Annotated in this window: 15 protein-coding genes and 1 pseudogene; 12 read left to right on the forward strand and 4 right to left on the reverse strand. The window is 54.1% G+C overall.

The features are described 5' to 3' along the window. Positions 1 to 110 precede the first annotated feature (110 nt). Positions 111 to 923, forward strand: coding sequence for a sugar-phosphatase (gene yidA, locus ACQ3G7_RS20685; RefSeq protein ID WP_430891754.1), 813 nt, complete (start codon positions 111 to 113; stop codon positions 921 to 923). A gap of 99 nt (positions 924 to 1,022) precedes the next feature. Beyond that, the gene (locus ACQ3G7_RS20690; protein WP_430891756.1) at positions 1,023 to 2,249 is read left to right on the forward strand and encodes a YidR family protein; all 1,227 of its coding nucleotides are present in this window, start codon (positions 1,023 to 1,025) and stop codon (positions 2,247 to 2,249) included. Between the two features lies 1 nt (position 2,250). Here the strand turns inward: ACQ3G7_RS20690 and ACQ3G7_RS20695 are convergent, their stop codons facing one another. After that, positions 2,251 to 2,580, reverse strand: a complete 330-nt coding sequence (locus tag ACQ3G7_RS20695; protein ID WP_263098686.1) for a YceK/YidQ family lipoprotein — start codon at positions 2,578 to 2,580, stop codon at positions 2,251 to 2,253. 311 nt (positions 2,581 to 2,891) lie between these two features. Here ACQ3G7_RS20695 and ibpA point away from each other — a divergent pair, with 311 nt between their 5' ends. The 4 genes from ibpA to ACQ3G7_RS20715 all read left to right on the forward strand — a co-directional run bounded on the left by ibpA (position 2,892) and on the right by ACQ3G7_RS20715 (position 5,548). After that, on the forward strand, positions 2,892 to 3,305 hold the full coding sequence (ibpA, locus tag ACQ3G7_RS20700; RefSeq protein WP_061492406.1) for a small heat shock chaperone IbpA: 414 nt from the start codon (positions 2,892 to 2,894) through the stop codon (positions 3,303 to 3,305). Positions 3,306 to 3,414: 109 nt separating this feature from the next. Next, positions 3,415 to 3,843 carry a small heat shock chaperone IbpB gene (gene ibpB, locus ACQ3G7_RS20705; RefSeq protein ID WP_430891759.1) on the forward strand — a complete coding sequence of 143 codons (429 nt, stop codon included), beginning with the start codon at positions 3,415 to 3,417 and terminating at the stop codon, positions 3,841 to 3,843. 101 nt (positions 3,844 to 3,944) lie between these two features. Further along, complete coding sequence (locus ACQ3G7_RS20710; protein ID WP_430891761.1) at positions 3,945 to 5,075, forward strand: AAA family ATPase; 1,131 nt, start codon at positions 3,945 to 3,947, stop codon at positions 5,073 to 5,075. Continuing rightward, positions 5,075 to 5,548, forward strand: a complete 474-nt coding sequence (locus ACQ3G7_RS20715; RefSeq protein WP_430891763.1) for a type II toxin-antitoxin system VapC family toxin — start codon at positions 5,075 to 5,077, stop codon at positions 5,546 to 5,548. The genes ACQ3G7_RS20710 and ACQ3G7_RS20715 overlap by 1 nt, the downstream gene beginning before the upstream one ends. 30 nt (positions 5,549 to 5,578) lie before the next feature. Here the strand turns inward: ACQ3G7_RS20715 and ACQ3G7_RS20720 are convergent. Beyond that, positions 5,579 to 5,778 (reverse strand): annotated as a pseudogene (locus ACQ3G7_RS20720) (oxalate/formate MFS antiporter); the annotation flags it as partial. A gap of 266 nt (positions 5,779 to 6,044) precedes the next feature. Between ACQ3G7_RS20720 and ACQ3G7_RS20725 the strand changes: the two are divergent. Continuing rightward, on the forward strand, positions 6,045 to 7,706 hold the full coding sequence (locus ACQ3G7_RS20725; RefSeq protein WP_430891765.1) for a putative transporter: 1,662 nt from the start codon (positions 6,045 to 6,047) through the stop codon (positions 7,704 to 7,706). Here ACQ3G7_RS20725 and ACQ3G7_RS20730 read toward each other — a convergent pair. Next, positions 7,674 to 8,420: a GntR family transcriptional regulator gene (locus ACQ3G7_RS20730; protein ID WP_263098689.1), complete on the reverse strand. Its 747-nt coding sequence runs from the start codon at positions 8,418 to 8,420 to the stop codon at positions 7,674 to 7,676. The two genes, ACQ3G7_RS20725 and ACQ3G7_RS20730, sit on opposite strands and share 33 nt — an antisense overlap. Before the next feature lie 220 nt (positions 8,421 to 8,640). Here ACQ3G7_RS20730 and ACQ3G7_RS20735 point away from each other — a divergent pair, with 220 nt between their 5' ends. The 5 genes from ACQ3G7_RS20735 (at position 8,641) to ACQ3G7_RS20755 (ending at position 13,504) form a co-directional block, all read left to right on the forward strand. Beyond that, positions 8,641 to 10,254, forward strand: a complete 1,614-nt coding sequence (locus ACQ3G7_RS20735) for an alpha-glucoside-specific PTS transporter subunit IIBC (protein ID WP_430891768.1) — start codon at positions 8,641 to 8,643, stop codon at positions 10,252 to 10,254. Further along, on the forward strand, positions 10,254 to 11,576 hold the full coding sequence (locus ACQ3G7_RS20740) for a 6-phospho-alpha-glucosidase (protein WP_430891770.1): 1,323 nt from the start codon (positions 10,254 to 10,256) through the stop codon (positions 11,574 to 11,576). Before ACQ3G7_RS20735 ends, ACQ3G7_RS20740 begins: the two co-directional genes overlap by 1 nt. 106 nt (positions 11,577 to 11,682) lie before the next feature. Further along, positions 11,683 to 12,030, forward strand: a complete 348-nt coding sequence (locus tag ACQ3G7_RS20745; protein ID WP_263098692.1) for a YidH family protein — start codon at positions 11,683 to 11,685, stop codon at positions 12,028 to 12,030. Then, positions 12,020 to 12,370 (forward strand): DUF202 domain-containing protein, encoded by a 351-nt coding sequence (locus tag ACQ3G7_RS20750; protein WP_263098693.1) that lies wholly within the window; start codon positions 12,020 to 12,022, stop codon positions 12,368 to 12,370. The genes ACQ3G7_RS20745 and ACQ3G7_RS20750 overlap by 11 nt, the downstream gene beginning before the upstream one ends. 9 nt (positions 12,371 to 12,379) lie before the next feature. Beyond that, positions 12,380 to 13,504, forward strand: coding sequence for an anaerobic sulfatase maturase (locus tag ACQ3G7_RS20755; RefSeq protein WP_430891773.1), 1,125 nt, complete (start codon positions 12,380 to 12,382; stop codon positions 13,502 to 13,504). Between the two features lies 1 nt (position 13,505). On the opposite strand, the gene dsdA is transcribed toward ACQ3G7_RS20755, so the two are convergent. After that, on the reverse strand, positions 13,506 to 14,822 hold the full coding sequence (gene dsdA, locus ACQ3G7_RS20760) for a D-serine ammonia-lyase (protein ID WP_430891775.1): 1,317 nt from the start codon (positions 14,820 to 14,822) through the stop codon (positions 13,506 to 13,508). Between the last annotated feature and the right edge of the window lie 50 nt (positions 14,823 to 14,872).

The raw sequence follows: 14,872 nt of genomic DNA on the forward strand, positions 1-14,872 counted from the left end.
AAGGGGAATCCAGGTTCCCCTTTTTGGCCCCTTTTTCCTCCCGTCGCGCTGCTGTTTTTTGAGCGGAATCGCGTTAGCATGAGTCCGGAAATATCTCACCTGGGGACCTCATGGCTATCAAACTTATTGCAATCGATATGGATGGCACGCTGTTGCTGCCCGATCACACCATCTCTCCCGCTGTTAAAAATGCCATTGCCGCTGCACGCGAACGCGGCGTCAATGTTGTGCTCACCACAGGTCGGCCGTATGCAGGCGTTCACAGTTATATGAAAGAGCTGCATATGGAGAGGGAAGGCGATTATTGCATCACCTATAACGGCGCGCTGGTGCAGAACGCCAGCGACGGCAGCACCGTCGCGCAAACGGCGCTGAGCTATGACGATTACCGCTATCTTGAAAAATTGTCACGCGAAGTGGGTTCTCACTTTCACGCGTTGGATCGCAACACCCTTTACACCGCCAACCGCGATATCAGCTACTACACGGTGCATGAATCCTACGTTGCTACCATTCCGCTGGTGTTCTGCGAAGCAGAAAAAATGGATCCGGCGACCCAGTTCCTCAAAGTGATGATGATTGACGACCCAGTTATCCTGGATCAGGCCATTGCCCGCATCCCGCAGGAAGTGAAAGAGAAATACACGGTGCTGAAAAGCGCGCCGTACTTCCTCGAAATCCTCGATAAACGCGTCAACAAAGGCACCGGTGTGAAATCCCTTGCGGAGGTGTTGAACATCAAACCGGACGAGATCATGGCGATTGGCGATCAGGAAAACGACATCGCTATGATTGAATACGCAGGGGTTGGTGTGGCGATGGACAACGCAATCCCATCGGTGAAAGAGGTGGCGAACTTTATCACCAAATCCAACCTGGAAGACGGCGTGGCTTACGCGATTGAGAAGTTTGCGCTGAACTGAGTTCAGCCAACACGCGCGTGAATAACCATTAAGTGAGATGTAGGCTAACGCCGCGCATTGCTATACCCTGAAGCGATATTTTGGCTTCAGGGTACTTTCATGAAACAACTCACCTTTGCCCCCCGCAATCATCAACTGACCAATACCCAAACCTGGACACCGGACAGCCAGTGGCTGGTGTTTGACGTCCGTCCTTCCGGCGCGTCGTTTACCGGTAAAACCATCGAGCGGGTCAATGTGCATACCGGGGCAGTGGAGGTACTGTACACCGCCCCTGATGGCGCGCATGTGGGCGTGGTAACGGTAAGTCCGCAGGCGGAAAAGTATGTTTTCATCCATGGTCCGGAAAACCCGGATGCCGACTGGCAATACGACTTTCATCATCGCCGCGGTGTGGTGACGGAAAATGGCTTGACCCATAATCTCGATGCGATGGACATCACCGCGCCCTGGACCCCCGGCGCGCTGCGCGGTGGTACGCATGTGCATGTTTTCAGCCCTAATGGCGAATTCATCAGCTTCACCTATAACGACCATGTTATGCATGAGCGCTCCCCGGCGCTGGATTTACGCAACGTCGGTGTTGCTGCGCCATTTGGCCCGGTTAACCCACCCTGTACACATCCCCGCGAGTACGGCGGCAGCCACTGGAGCGTGCTGGTAAGCCGCACCACACCTACGCCCGTGCCGGGTAGCGATGAGATTAACCGGGCGTACGAAGAGGGCTGGGTGAGCGACCAGCGGCTGGCGTTTATTGGCGACACGCTGTCGCTGACCGGCGAAAAAGTGCCGGAGCTGTTTATTGTGACGCTCCCTCAGGATGAACAGGGTTGGAAAACGGCGGGCGACGCACCGCTACAAGGAACGCCGGATACCCTGCCCGCACCTCCGCTGGGGGTGGTGCAACAGCGCCTGACCTTTACCCACCATAAACCCTTTCCCGGCCTGGTGAATGTGCCGCGTCACTGGGTGCGTAGTCATCCGCAAGCGACGCAGATTGCGTTTCTGATGCGCGACGACCAGGGCATTGTTCAACTCTGGTTAATCAGCCCAAATGGCGGCGAACCGCGCCAGCTAACGCAGACCAGCAGCGGGATCCAGTCGGCGTTTAACTGGCATCCATCGGGTAATGCGCTGGGATTTGTACTGGAAAACCGTATTGCGCTGTGCGATGTGAAGCGCGGAGAGATAACCTTTTTGACTTCCGATCATGGAAATCCGCCGTCAGCGGATGCGGTGGTCTTTTCGCCGGATGGCAAACAGATCGCCTGGATGCAAGACGCGGAGGGTTTCCGCCAGTTATGGATGACGGAAACCGGGCTGTAGTTTACCGGGCAGGCATCGGTGCGGGCGGGATAACGGAATTGGTGGCAAAGTTAGCCTGCTCGCTCTTTTCCACCCGTGACTTTATCGAGTTATCACGACGGAACAGATCCCATGGCAGCAGTAAGGTGTCCATCACCGCCGTGAAGGGCATATCCAGCACCACCAGCGATTTCATGCCAATACCGGTGTCATCATCCGACACCATGGCTGAGCTGGCGCGCGTGCCGGGATAAACCCCCTCTTTGCCGCCGGTATGAGACATGACGCTGGAGCACCCCGACAGCACCATTCCGCTGAAGAACACAAAAACTACCAGTATATTTTTCATCATTAGCTAATCATCGTTATTGGCAGTGTGAACACCGTTCCGCGTTTATGGCTTTTCCGCAGAGCAAAAATCAGCGTTCGGGTTCCGCTCTGTGGCGGCATTCGCACTTTGACCATTTGTGCTGTAACCCCAGTCTAAGCGTTGCCACAGAAAGTGCAAAAAAAAGTCGATATTCGCCCCTTGAAATCATCACCGTCAGCCACATTTTAGGAATAGAGCCGGGGAACACGCCGTAAGGGTGTTTGGCTACTGTTGCATGGCCTGTCCATTGTGGAAGGCAAATAACAATCTCGCTGATTTCAGGAGCTTTATGTATGCGTAACTTCGATCTTTCTCCGCTTTACCGTTCTGCTATTGGTTTCGACCGTCTGTTTAATCTGCTGGAAAACAATCAAAGCCAAAGCAATGGCGGTTACCCTCCGTACAATGTGGAATTAGTGGACGAAAACCACTACCGCATCGCTATCGCCGTGGCGGGGTTTGCTGAAAGCGAACTGGAGATCACCGCGCAGGACAACCTGCTGGTGGTGAAAGGCTCCCATACCGCCGAGCAAAAAGAACGCACCTATCTCTATCAGGGCATCGCCGAACGTAACTTTGAGCGTAAATTCCAACTGGCCGAAAACATCCACGTCCAGGGCGCTAACCTGGTCAATGGCCTGCTGTACGTCGAACTGGAACGCGTGATCCCGGAAGAGAAAAAACCGCGTCGTATCGAAATTAACTGATTTATTCCGGGTCGCACTGGCGGCCCATCCCGAACATGCTCGCCGACAGGGAGCATATGCGAGCCGCATGCTCGCAGGTATTCACTCGCTTCTTTGAAGGAGAAACACAATGCGTAATTACGACTTATCCCCCCTGCTGCGTCAGTGGATCGGCTTCGACAAACTGGCCAACGCGCTGCAAAGCACCACTGAGCAACAGACCTTTCCGCCCTATAACATTGAGAAGGGCGATGACAACCACTACCGCATTACCCTGGCGCTGGCGGGCTACCGTCAGGAAGAGCTGGATATCCAACTGGAAAGCGGTCGTCTGACTATCAAAGGGACGCCGGAAAAACCCGCCAACGAACCGAAATGGCTGCATCAGGGGCTGATTATCCAACCGTTCAGCCTGAGCTTTACGCTGGCCGATTTTATGGAAGTCACCGGCGCTACGTTCAATAACGGCTTACTGCATATTGATCTGCTGCGTAATGTCCCGGAAACAGCCGCTCCACAGCGTATCGCCATTAGCGAACGCCCGGCGTTAAATAGTTAATAGTACTGGCTAATACTGGAGCCCTGCTTTCATGCAGGGCTTTTTTGTTTCTTTGTCTGTCTGGTATACACTGGAGATATTGAAGGATTCGGGAGGTAGTTATGCTTGGTGAACATCTTGAAATTGAAGGACTTATTGGTGTGGGGCAAGTTAACTTAGAACTTGAATCCAGCCAGCATATTTATACCTTTATCGGAGCCAATGGCGTGGGCAAGACCAAAATGCTTGAGGCTCTATTCCAGATTATTTTTTTCAATAATTCCCTAGTGCATAAGTCTCTGGAGTCGATTACGGCCATTCCATTAAGGTTTAAATCGTTTAGCCAACATTCTCCTGATTCTTATCGCATTCAGATACACAATAGCTCACCTATTCTTTGGATGAATGCCAGAGACTGCTTTCCTCCGTCTTTATCCCACCACTTGCCGGTTGTTTTTCTGGGGGCACAATCCCGTGGGCTGATAACGAAAGATGAAATTCAGAATACATCCCTGGGGGGGTTAGAAAGTCGCAGGAAAGCATACTTTCAGTCACTCACCAAACAAATGGAGTCCGCTTTTGGTTCCATGAATATGTCTTCCAGCATCCAGGAATGGTTTGTTTCTATCGCCCGTTCGTCAAATCGCTGGCAGAAACGTGAAGATAACCGCGAGGTAGAAATTTCGACTGTTATCCGTTTATTACATGAGATCGATGAGCGAATTGACCCGGAGTTTCTTGAGGTTGGTGGCGATGATCGAGTGTGCTTGAAAATTGACGGGCAGGTTCGCGAAATCAGCCAGTTAAGCTCAGGCTTTACATCAATACTTAAGCTTATTCAGGCTATCATCTCAGGTTATAGCTATTTCACTAATGAATCCAATATTCAAAAGATTAAGGGTATTGTTTTAATTGATGAAATTGAAAGTCACCTACATCTCTCTTGGCAAGCGAACATCATTCCTTTATTGAAGAGACTGTTCCCTAATACCACCTTCTACATCACAACTCATTCATCGGTTGTCCTCGCGCAACTCAAAGAAGGTGAAGCCTATAATCTCTATCGGGATAATAATGGTGTTGTTAAAACAAGAAAAATAACTGCGCCGAATAAAGCCGCATTGGCTGATATTCTTAAAGATGTTTTCAGTGTTGATATCAACCAGATGAAGCTTCAGAACAGCAGTGTTGACGAGCAGCTGGATGCAAAAACCAGCTTGTTAGGATTGCTTAAAAAACAGGAGAAACAGTAATGACAAGGAATGTTTTGCTGGATACCAATCTGTTGATAGCAGCGCTAGATTCAAGTGGCAGAACATCGGATGAGATGAAAGAATCTGCAACAGCAATCCTTACTGGACTACTCAATGATGTAGAAGTGAAACTCTTTATTACTCCGTTGATACGCTATGAAGTTTTACGCGGGGTCCCGTGGTTGAACCACGAAAATTTCAATAAACTCCAGAATACGTTAAATCAATTCCCTGAACTGGATATCACCCGCAATATTTCTGAGCTTTCAGCCAACTTATTCCGGTACGATAGCTGGCTGATGGAGCAACCTGGTGCTGCCCCGCGAAACCTGGAAAAACGAAAGTTCGATGTGTTCCATTTCAGTAGCGCATCTTGCAACAGGCTTGAACTTTGCTCAAATGATTCAGATATCGGAAAGATACGCTCACTGCATGACGAGTATAAGACCTTTAGATTACTTGCTCAGCCATGAATCTATAAGTGCTACATGTCGGCGCTTTTTTTACGCGCTTACCGTCTGTAACAAGCAGTGTTGCCAAGGTTTCAGCACAAAAAAGCCAGTAGCGCACAGACAATATCCAGCGTAATGGCGCAGCCAAACACCAAATTCCAGCTGCTGGTATGCTGATACATCAGCTCTGCCAACGGGCCGCCGAAGGTAGAACCAATCCCCTGCGAGATTTAGAGCCAGCCATAATTTGCAAAATAATCAGCAGTGAAGAAGACAGTTGGATCTCTCCCAGTGGGACGTTCAGTTTTTCCATAAACGGACGGGTAAACAGAGCTCAGACATACTGCGGGCTGGAGATAGAAACCATCCACAGCAAACCCAGCGTCAGCTAGGTCCCTTTCTTCTGGTTCGCTACCGCGAGAAGCAACAAAAGCCGCGCGCTTTGTGCGCCATCACCCATACAAGCACGGTTGCCTCTGCCAGAATCGCAATAGTCATCATGTGGAAGGAAGCATTCATGAGTGATATCGCGTTAACAGTAAGCATACTGGCGCTGGTTGCGGTTGTCGGTTTGTGGATCGGTAATGTGAAGATACGCGGCGTCGGTTTTGGCATTGGCGGCGTGTTATTCGGTGGGATCATTGTCGGGCACTTTGTCGACCAGTTGGGTGTCCCCTTAAGCAGCCCGATGCTGCACTTCGTGCAGGAGTTTGGCCTGATCCTCTTTGTCTATACCATTGGTATCCAGGTGGGGCCGGGGTTTTTCGCCTCTTTACGTGTTTCTGGTCTGCGGCTCAATTTGTTTGCCATTCTGATTGTTATCCTCGGTGGTCTGGTGACCGCTATCCTGCATAAACTTTTTGCCATCCCGCTTCCTGTGGTGCTCGGTATTTTTTCCGGTGCGGTCACCAACACGCCTGCGCTCGGGGCCGGGCAGCAGATCCTGCGCGATTTGGGCGTACCAGGTGCTGCGGTTGATCAAATGGGGATGAGCTACGCGATGGCCTACCCGTTTGGCATTTGCGGTATTTTGCTGACTATGTGGCTGCTGCGGGTGCTGTTTCGCGTCAATGTCGATGACGAAGCGCGGAAGCATGACGCCACCCTGAGTCACGGCACGTCGCTTATCCGCACCATCAATATTCGCGTCGAAAACCCGAATCTCAACAATATGGCGATTCAGGATGTGCCCATTCTCAACAGCGACAAAATCATCTGCTCGCGGTTAAAACGGGCGGATTTGCTGATGGTACCCTCGCCCACGACGCTGATTCAGTCCGGGGATTTGCTGCACCTGGTCGGGCTGCCAGCAGACCTGCACAACGCACAGCTGGTCATTGGCCAGGAGGTGGACACCTCGTTGTCGACACGCGGTACGGATTTACGCGTTGAGCGGGTGGTGGTGACCAACGAGAAAGTGCTGGGGAAAAAAATCCGCGATCTGCACTTCAAAGAGCGGTACGACGTGGTGATCTCCCGGCTTAATCGCGCGGGGGTGGAACTGGTCGCCAGTAGCGATGCGGGCCTGCAATTTGGTGACATTCTCAATCTGGTCGGCCGTCCGTCGGCAATTGAAGCGGTGGCCAATGAAGTCGGCAATGCGCAGCATAAACTGCAACAGGTGCAAATGCTGCCGGTGTTTATCGGTATTGGGCTGGGGGTGTTACTGGGCTCCGTACCGGTTTTTGTGCCGGGTTTTCCGGTCGCGCTGAAGTTAGGTCTGGCGGGCGGCCCGCTGATTATGGCGCTGATCCTCGGGCGTATTGGCAGCGTTGGCAAGCTGTACTGGTTTATGCCGCCGAGCGCCAACCTGGCGCTACGTGAGCTGGGGATTGTGCTGTTTCTGGCGGTGGTTGGGCTGAAATCCGGCGGTGATTTCATCGCCACGCTGACCCATGGCGATGGGCTGAACTGGATGTGCTACGGCATTTTTATCACCGCCATTCCGCTTATTACCGTCGGTGTGCTGGCGCGGGTGCTGGCGAAGATGAACTACCTGACCCTGTGCGGCATGTTAGCGGGGTCAATGACCGATCCCCCGGCGCTGGCCTTTGCTAACGGCCTGCATGCCACCAGCGGCGCGGCGGCGCTCTCTTATGCCACGGTGTATCCGCTGGTGATGTTTCTGCGCATTATCACGCCGCAGCTACTGGCGGTGATCTTCTGGGGACTGGGGTAAGGGCAGATCAGGGTGGATGCGCCGCAAGTGGTAATCCACCTGGTAATCACGGGTATTGCGGAACATGACGGAATAGTTGAGAAACTCGCCGCTGTCGCTGTAGGAAAGAGAGGTAATGCGCAGTAGCGGCGTATGTTCTTCAATATTGAGCACCGTTGCCAGCTGTTTATCCGCCAGCACCGGTGTCAGGCTTTCGTAATTACCGCTAATGCATATACCGCACTCTTGCTCGATATAGTCGAATTTTGACCCTTCGAGATGCGCCAGCGAGAGAGTGCGGAACAGCTTCACCGGCATATAGCTATCTTCCAGCATTAAGGGTTTGCCTTCGACATAGCGCACCCGGCGCGAAAAGTAGATCCGCTCATTAATTTGAATGCGTAACTGGCTGGCGATAGCCGGCGGTGCGGGCATCACTTCAAACAGCAGCACCTGGCTGTGAACCTCCTTTCCCTGCTGACGCAGCACTTCCACCAGTCCGGTCAGATTGGTGGTTTCATGGTGCACATCTTTGCGCGCCACATAGGTGCCGCTGCCGTGGCGGCGCACCACCAACCCCCAACCGACCAGCAAGTCGATCGCCTTGCGGATGGTCATCCGCGCCACGCCAAACTCCAGCGCCAGTATTTTTTCACCAGGCAGCGGGCTGCCAATGGGGTAATCCGACGAATTCAGCCGCAGGCGTAATCGTTCGGCAATGGATTTATAGATCACCTGTAGACCTCTTTAGGGGCATTAAGCCGGGAATGGGGTTTGAGCATGTCTATCTTTCTGCTGAAAAGTAGACCTGACAGGGCCAAATAAAACTATGAGGACTATCACGGATCGCAGCGGCGCGCCCTGCTCGCGCTGAAGCAAATTCTTATGCTCATTTCAGGCCAACACACCATAACAAGGCCTCTACCCCTACAGGTTGTTCAATGAGGATTTAAAAATGCTCAGTCAAATACAACGTTTTGGCGGCGCCATGTTTACCCCGGTGTTGCTGTTTCCCTTCGCCGGTATGGTGGTTGGGATCGCTATCATGCTGCGCAACCCGCTGTTCGTCGGTGAAGCGCTTACCGCACCCGACAACCTCTTTGCGCAGATCGTTCACATTATTGAAGAAGGCGGCTGGGCGGTGTTTCGTAACATGCCGCTGATTTTCGCCGTCGGTTTACCCATTGGCCTGGCGAAACAGGCACAGGGGCGCGCCTGTCTGGCCGTGCTGATTAGCTTCCTGACCTGGAACTATTTTATTAATGCCATGGGGATGACCTGGGGTCATTTCTTTGGCGTCAACTTTGCCGCAGACCCTGTTGCCGGTAGCGGATTAACGCTGATTGCCGGTATTAAAACCCTTGATACCAGCATTATCGGCGCGATTGCCATTTCCGGCCTTGTGACGGCGATACATAACCGCTACTTCGATAAGCCGTTGCCGGTATTTCTCGGCATTTTTCAGGGCACATCGTTTGTGGTGATTATCGCGTTTCTGGTGATGATCCCCTGCGCCTGGCTAACGCTGTTGGGCTGGCCGAAAGTGCAACTGGGCATTGAGTCGTTACAGGCGTTCTTACGTTCCGCCGGCGCGCTGGGCGTGTGGGTCTATACCTTCCTGGAGCGCATCCTGATCCCGACCGGGCTGCACCACTTCGTCTATGGGCCGTTTATTTTTGGCCCGGCGGCGGTGGAAGGCGGCATTCAGGTGTACTGGGCGCAGCATTTACAGGAATTTAGCCAGAGCACCGAAGCGCTGAAAACCCTCTTCCCGCAAGGCGGTTTTGCCCTGCACGGGAACTCAAAAGTGTTCGGTTCCGTCGGCATTGCGCTGGCGTTGTGGTACACCGCATCGCCGGAAAACCGCGTTAAAGTTGCAGGCTTACTGATCCCCGCCACGCTCACGGCAGTGCTGGTGGGCATTACCGAACCGCTTGAGTTTACCTTCCTGTTTATCTCCCCGCTCTTATTTGCTGTTCACGCCGTGCTGGCCGCCAGTATGGCGACGGTGATGTACAGCTTTGGCGTGGTGGGCAATATGGGGGGCGGCCTGCTTGACCAGTTCTTACCGCAGAACTGGATCCCCATGTTTCATAACCATGCGGCGATGGTGCTGACACAGATTGGCATCGGTCTCTGTTTTACCGCGCTCTATTTCCTGGTTTTCCGCACGCTGATTGTCCGCCTCAACCTCAAAACGCCGGGGCGGGAAGAGAGTGAAGTGAAGCTCTATAGCAAAGCGGACTACAAAGCGGCGCGTGGTCACACCACGGCTCCGGTTGCCGCGCAAACGAGCCAGGCCGCCGGTTTCCTGAAAGCGCTTGGCGGCACGGCGAATATTGAAAGCGTTAACAACTGTGCGACCCGGTTACGCATCACGCTGAACGATATGGCGAAAACCGACAGCGACGATGTCTTCAAAGCGCTGGGCGCGCATGGCGTGGTGCGGCGCGGTAACGGCATTCAGGTGATTGTCGGGCTGCATGTTCCTCAAGTGCGTGAACAGCTTGAATTCCTTATGAAAACTCCTGTAACGAACGAACTTTCCACTCTGTCGGAGGCTGTATAATGAAAAAATTTTCTGTGGTAATCGCTGGCGGCGGTAGCACCTTTACACCGGGTATCGTCCTGATGTTGTTGGCTAACCGCGATCGCTTTCCGCTGCGCGCGCTTAAATTTTATGACAACGATGGCGCGCGCCAGGAGACCATCGCCGAGGCCTGTAAAATTATTCTCCGTGAGCAGGCGCCGGACATCGACTTTAGCTACACCACCGATCCGAAAACCGCCTTTAGCGATGTGGATTTTGTGATGGCGCATATTCGCGTGGGCAAATACCCGATGCGCGAAAAAGACGAGAAAATCCCGCTGCGCCACGGTGTGGTGGGCCAGGAAACCTGCGGCCCTGGTGGGATCGCTTACGGTATGCGTTCTATTGGCGGCGTACTGGAGCTGGTGGATTATATGCAACAGTATTCGCCAAATGCCTGGATGCTCAACTACTCCAACCCGGCGGCGATTGTCGCGGAAGCGACCCGTCGTCTGCGCCCGCAGGCCAAAATCCTCAATATCTGCGATATGCCTATCGGCATTGAAGGACGGATGGCGCAGATTGTCGGCCTGCCCGATCGTAAAGCGATGCGGGTGCGTTACTACGGGCTTAATCACTTTGGCTGGTGGACATCGATTGAAGATCAGAACGGCAACGATTTAATGCCGAAATTACGCGAATATGTGGCGAAAAATGGTTATGTTCCGCCCGCAAAAGATGAGCATACCGAAGCGAGCTGGAACGACACTTTCGCCAAAGCAAAAGATGTGCAGGCGCTGGATCCGGACACCATGCCGAACACCTACCTGAAGTATTACCTCTTCCCGGATTACGTTGTCGCACACGCTAACCCTGAACGTACCCGTGCGAATGAAGTGATGGATCACCGTGAAAAACAGGTATTTGGCGCGTGCCGCGCGATTATTGAAGCGGGGAAATCGTCTGCCGGTGATCTGGAGATCGACGAACATGCGTCTTACATCGTTGATCTGGCGACCGCCATTGCCTTTAACACCCAGGCGCGGATGCTGTTGATTGTGCCGAATAACGGCGCGATCCATAACTTCGACGCCGATGCGATGGTGGAGATCCCTTGCCTGGTGGGGAAAAACGGCCCGGAACCGTTGACGGTCGGTGATATTCCGCACTTCCAGAAAGGGTTGATGAGCCAGCAGGTGGCGGTGGAGAAACTGGTGGTGGACGCCTGGGAACAGCATTCCTACCAGAAGTTGTGGCAGGCCCTCACCCTGTCGAAAACCGTCCCCAGCGCCTCTGTCGCCAAAGCCATCCTTGATGATTTGGTGGACGCGAACAGAGATTTCTGGCCTGAACTGCATTAATCCCCGCGACCGGCATCATCAGGATGCCGGTCCCTCACGTGAAACGTGTCGAAAAAAACTGTCGTATCCGCTACTTTGTTGACCAGAACCACAACAAGGAGCCCCCATGAAGATCTCCCGCGTCGGCGAAGCGCCGGATTATCGCTTCTCGCTGGCTAACGAGCGCACCTTTCTGGCATGGATCCGCACGGCACTGGGCTTTCTGGCGGCGGGCGTTGGTCTGGACCAGCTTGCCCCGCAGTTTGCCACACCGTTGATCCGCGAAGTGCTGGCGCTGTTGCTGTGCCTGTTTTCCGGTGCGCTGGCGCTGTACGGTTATCTGCGCTGGCTACGTAATGAGAAAGCGATGCGCCTGAAAGAGGATCTGCCTTACACCCGCGCATTATTGGTGATAAGTGCAGCCCTGCTGATGGTGGCGCTGGTGGTGATGGTGCTGGTGTTCTATGGCGGGTAGCCGTAAGGCCCGCCGCGAGGGCGACCCCGGTCTGCAACCGGAGCGCACGTCGCTGGCGTGGCTGCGCACGCTGTTTGGCTATGGCGCGTTGATGGCGCTGGCAGTGCGGCACAACTGGCAGCACTCCGGCATGCCGTTCTGGATCTCGCTGGCCGTGTTGGCGCTGGCAGCGGGTCTGCTGTGGCGCTATACGCGCAAACGTATCGTCATGGATGTTGAAAAAGATGATTTTGCCCAGGCGGGCGCAATACGTGACAAATTATTGATCTCCCTCGCGGTGTTCTCCCTCGCGTTACTGTTTGCTGTAACCCATATACGCCAGCTACTTCTATTTCTTTGAGGACATTGCATGCCAGGCTGTCACGTTATGGCCAAGCCCGCCAGTTCGCGCTGCAACCTTAACTGCCGCTACTGTTTTTATATAGAGAAACAGCAGCAAAGCGTTATGGACGACGCCACGCTGGAGGCGTTTATCCGCCAGCAGATTGCGGCCCAACCCGATAACGCCATTGTGCCGTTCGCCTGGCAAGGTGGAGAACCGACGCTCTGCGGGCTGGATTTTTTCCGCCGCGTCGCCGCGTTGCAAAAGCAGTACGCTAACGGCAAACGTATCGAAAACGCCTTTCAGACCAACGGTATCTTGCTGAACGACGACTGGTGTCGCTTTTTTCGCGAACATGGCTGGCTGGTGGGTATTTCCATTGATGGCCCGGCGGATTTACACGATGCCTATCGCGTTAACCGCAGCGGCAAACCCTCGCATCATAACGTCGTGCATGCTATCCAACTGCTGGTGAAACACCGGGTCGGGTTCAATCTGCTGTGTGTCGTAAACGCACTGAATAGTCAGCAGCCGCAACGCCTGTATCGCTATTTACGCAGCCTCGGCACGCCGTTTTTGCAATTTATTCCGCTGGTTGAACAGGATGCGCAGGGGCGATTAACCGCCGAATCGGTGAGCGGCGATGCGTGGGGAACCTTCCTGACTATAGTGTTTGATAGATGGGCGCTGGACGATATTGGCCGGGTGTACGTCCAGCTTTTTGATTCGACGCTGGGTGTGTGGAGCGGCTACCCGTCGCAAATGTGCACGTTTGGTGAAACCTGCGGCCATGCGTTTGCGCTAGAGGCCAATGGCGATATGTATGCCTGCGATCACTATGTCTACCCTGATTATCGCCTGGGCAATCTGCATCAGATCCCGATTAGCGAGATCAATGCCAGCCGCGACGCCACGGCTTTCGGGCAGAGCAAAAAAACCACCCTCGGCGATGAGTGTCGCCACTGCGAAGTGCTGCGGTTTTGCCAGGGCGATTGCCCGAAGCACCGCATCCTGCGGGGAAAGAGCGCGTTGTGCGAAGGCTATCGCCGCTTCTTCAGCCACACCGCGCCGCACATGCGCGTGATGCGTGACCTGCTTCGCCAGCGGCGTTCCCCGATGGAGTTGATGGCGATTCTGCGCAAGTCGGGCTGATTTAGCGCGCCTTTGCCAGATACTGCGCCATCTCGTCGGCAGGCACCATGCCGCCGCCGGTCGCCCAGACCAGGTGTGTGGCCTGGGCGAGTTGGCTGTCGCTGAACCCGTGCAGTCGGTGGTAGGCCGTGTCGGTGCAGATCTGCTGTGGCCCGGCCATCCCGGCCAGCGCCGAGGGCTCCAGTTGAATGCCCTCTTCCTGCGCCAGCCAGCCGAGCAGGCTATAAAGCGTGCGATCATCGACGGTGTAGAAGCCATCAAGCAGGCGCTCCATCGCCCGACCGACAAAGCCGGAGGCGCGCCCTACCGCCAGCCCATCGGCAGCCGTCAGGTTATCTATCCCCAGATCCTGCACGGCAATGCCGTCATGCAATCCGGTATAAACCCCTAACAACATGCACGGGGAGTGCGTGGGTTCCGCGAAAATACAGTGCACATCATCGCCAAACGCCAGCTTCAGGCCGAACGCCACCCCACCGGGTCCGCCGCCCACGCCGCAAGGCAGATAGACAAACAATGGGTGCGCGCGATCAACGACTTTACCGAGCCGGGTAAACTGATCTTTGAGGCGCTGCCCGGCGACGGCGTAGCCTAAAAACAGCGTGCGCGAGTTTTCATCATCGATAAAAAAGCAGTTTGCATCGTTTGCCGCTGCCAGCCGCCCTTGTTCAACGGCGACACCGTAATCCTCCGCGTATTCCACCACCTTCACGCCGTGGCTGCGCAATTTGGCCTTTTTCCACGCCCGCGCATCGGCAGACATATGCACCGTAACGTTAAAACCGAGGCGTGCGCTGATGATGCCAATCGACAAACCGAGGTTACCTGTGGAGCCGACAGCAATGCTGTACTGACCGAAAAAGCGTGCAAACTCCGGCGACAGTAACTTGCGGTAATCATCCTGTTCGCGCAGTAACCCGGCGGCAATAGCGAGTTTTTCCGCATGCGTCAGAACTTCATAAATGCCACCCCGGGCTTTGATCGAGCCGGAAATCGGCAAGTGGCTGTCTTTTTTCAGCCACAATTCGCCGGTTATCGCCGGGCCAATGCGGCGCTGCATCGCGGGGATCGGCACCACATCTGATTCAATAATGCCCTGACTTACGGCTGTTTCCGGAAAGGCCTGCGCCAGAAACGGTGCAAAACGGGCAAGACGTGCGTGTGCGTCGCTCACATCTTGCGCGCTCAGGCCAACATGCGGCAAAGCCTGCGCAACAGAGGTAGTATTAGGGTTAAACCAGCGCGTTTCTTGCAGGTCAATCAGCTGTTGTACCTGCGGGTACTGCTGGATGAGTTTCTCGATATCGGCGTTTTTCATCGGTTCACTTTTTTCGGGAGTGGATGCGTAAAGAAAACAGGAATACGCTG

The organism is Kosakonia sp. N21, assembly GCF_050587465.1.
Classification (GTDB): Bacteria; Pseudomonadota; Gammaproteobacteria; order Enterobacterales; family Enterobacteriaceae.

Coding starts and splice junctions, on each gene's coding strand:
- ACQ3G7_RS20725 (WP_430891765.1), top strand. CDS start 6,045: ATGAGTGATATCGCGTTAACAGTAAGCATACTGGCGCTGGTTGCGGTT.
- ACQ3G7_RS20750 (WP_263098693.1), top strand. CDS start 12,020: ATGGCGGGTAGCCGTAAGGCCCGCCGCGAGGGCGACCCCGGTCTGCAA.
- yidA (WP_430891754.1), top strand. CDS start 111: ATGGCTATCAAACTTATTGCAATCGATATGGATGGCACGCTGTTGCTG.
- ACQ3G7_RS20695 (WP_263098686.1), bottom strand. CDS start 2,580: ATGATGAAAAATATACTGGTAGTTTTTGTGTTCTTCAGCGGAATGGTG.
- ACQ3G7_RS20755 (WP_430891773.1), top strand. CDS start 12,380: ATGCCAGGCTGTCACGTTATGGCCAAGCCCGCCAGTTCGCGCTGCAAC.
- ACQ3G7_RS20735 (WP_430891768.1), top strand. CDS start 8,641: ATGCTCAGTCAAATACAACGTTTTGGCGGCGCCATGTTTACCCCGGTG.
- ACQ3G7_RS20715 (WP_430891763.1), top strand. CDS start 5,075: ATGACAAGGAATGTTTTGCTGGATACCAATCTGTTGATAGCAGCGCTA.
- ibpB (WP_430891759.1), top strand. CDS start 3,415: ATGCGTAATTACGACTTATCCCCCCTGCTGCGTCAGTGGATCGGCTTC.
- ACQ3G7_RS20745 (WP_263098692.1), top strand. CDS start 11,683: ATGAAGATCTCCCGCGTCGGCGAAGCGCCGGATTATCGCTTCTCGCTG.
- dsdA (WP_430891775.1), bottom strand. CDS start 14,822: ATGAAAAACGCCGATATCGAGAAACTCATCCAGCAGTACCCGCAGGTA.
- ibpA (WP_061492406.1), top strand. CDS start 2,892: ATGCGTAACTTCGATCTTTCTCCGCTTTACCGTTCTGCTATTGGTTTC.
- ACQ3G7_RS20710 (WP_430891761.1), top strand. CDS start 3,945: ATGCTTGGTGAACATCTTGAAATTGAAGGACTTATTGGTGTGGGGCAA.
- ACQ3G7_RS20740 (WP_430891770.1), top strand. CDS start 10,254: ATGAAAAAATTTTCTGTGGTAATCGCTGGCGGCGGTAGCACCTTTACA.
- ACQ3G7_RS20690 (WP_430891756.1), top strand. CDS start 1,023: ATGAAACAACTCACCTTTGCCCCCCGCAATCATCAACTGACCAATACC.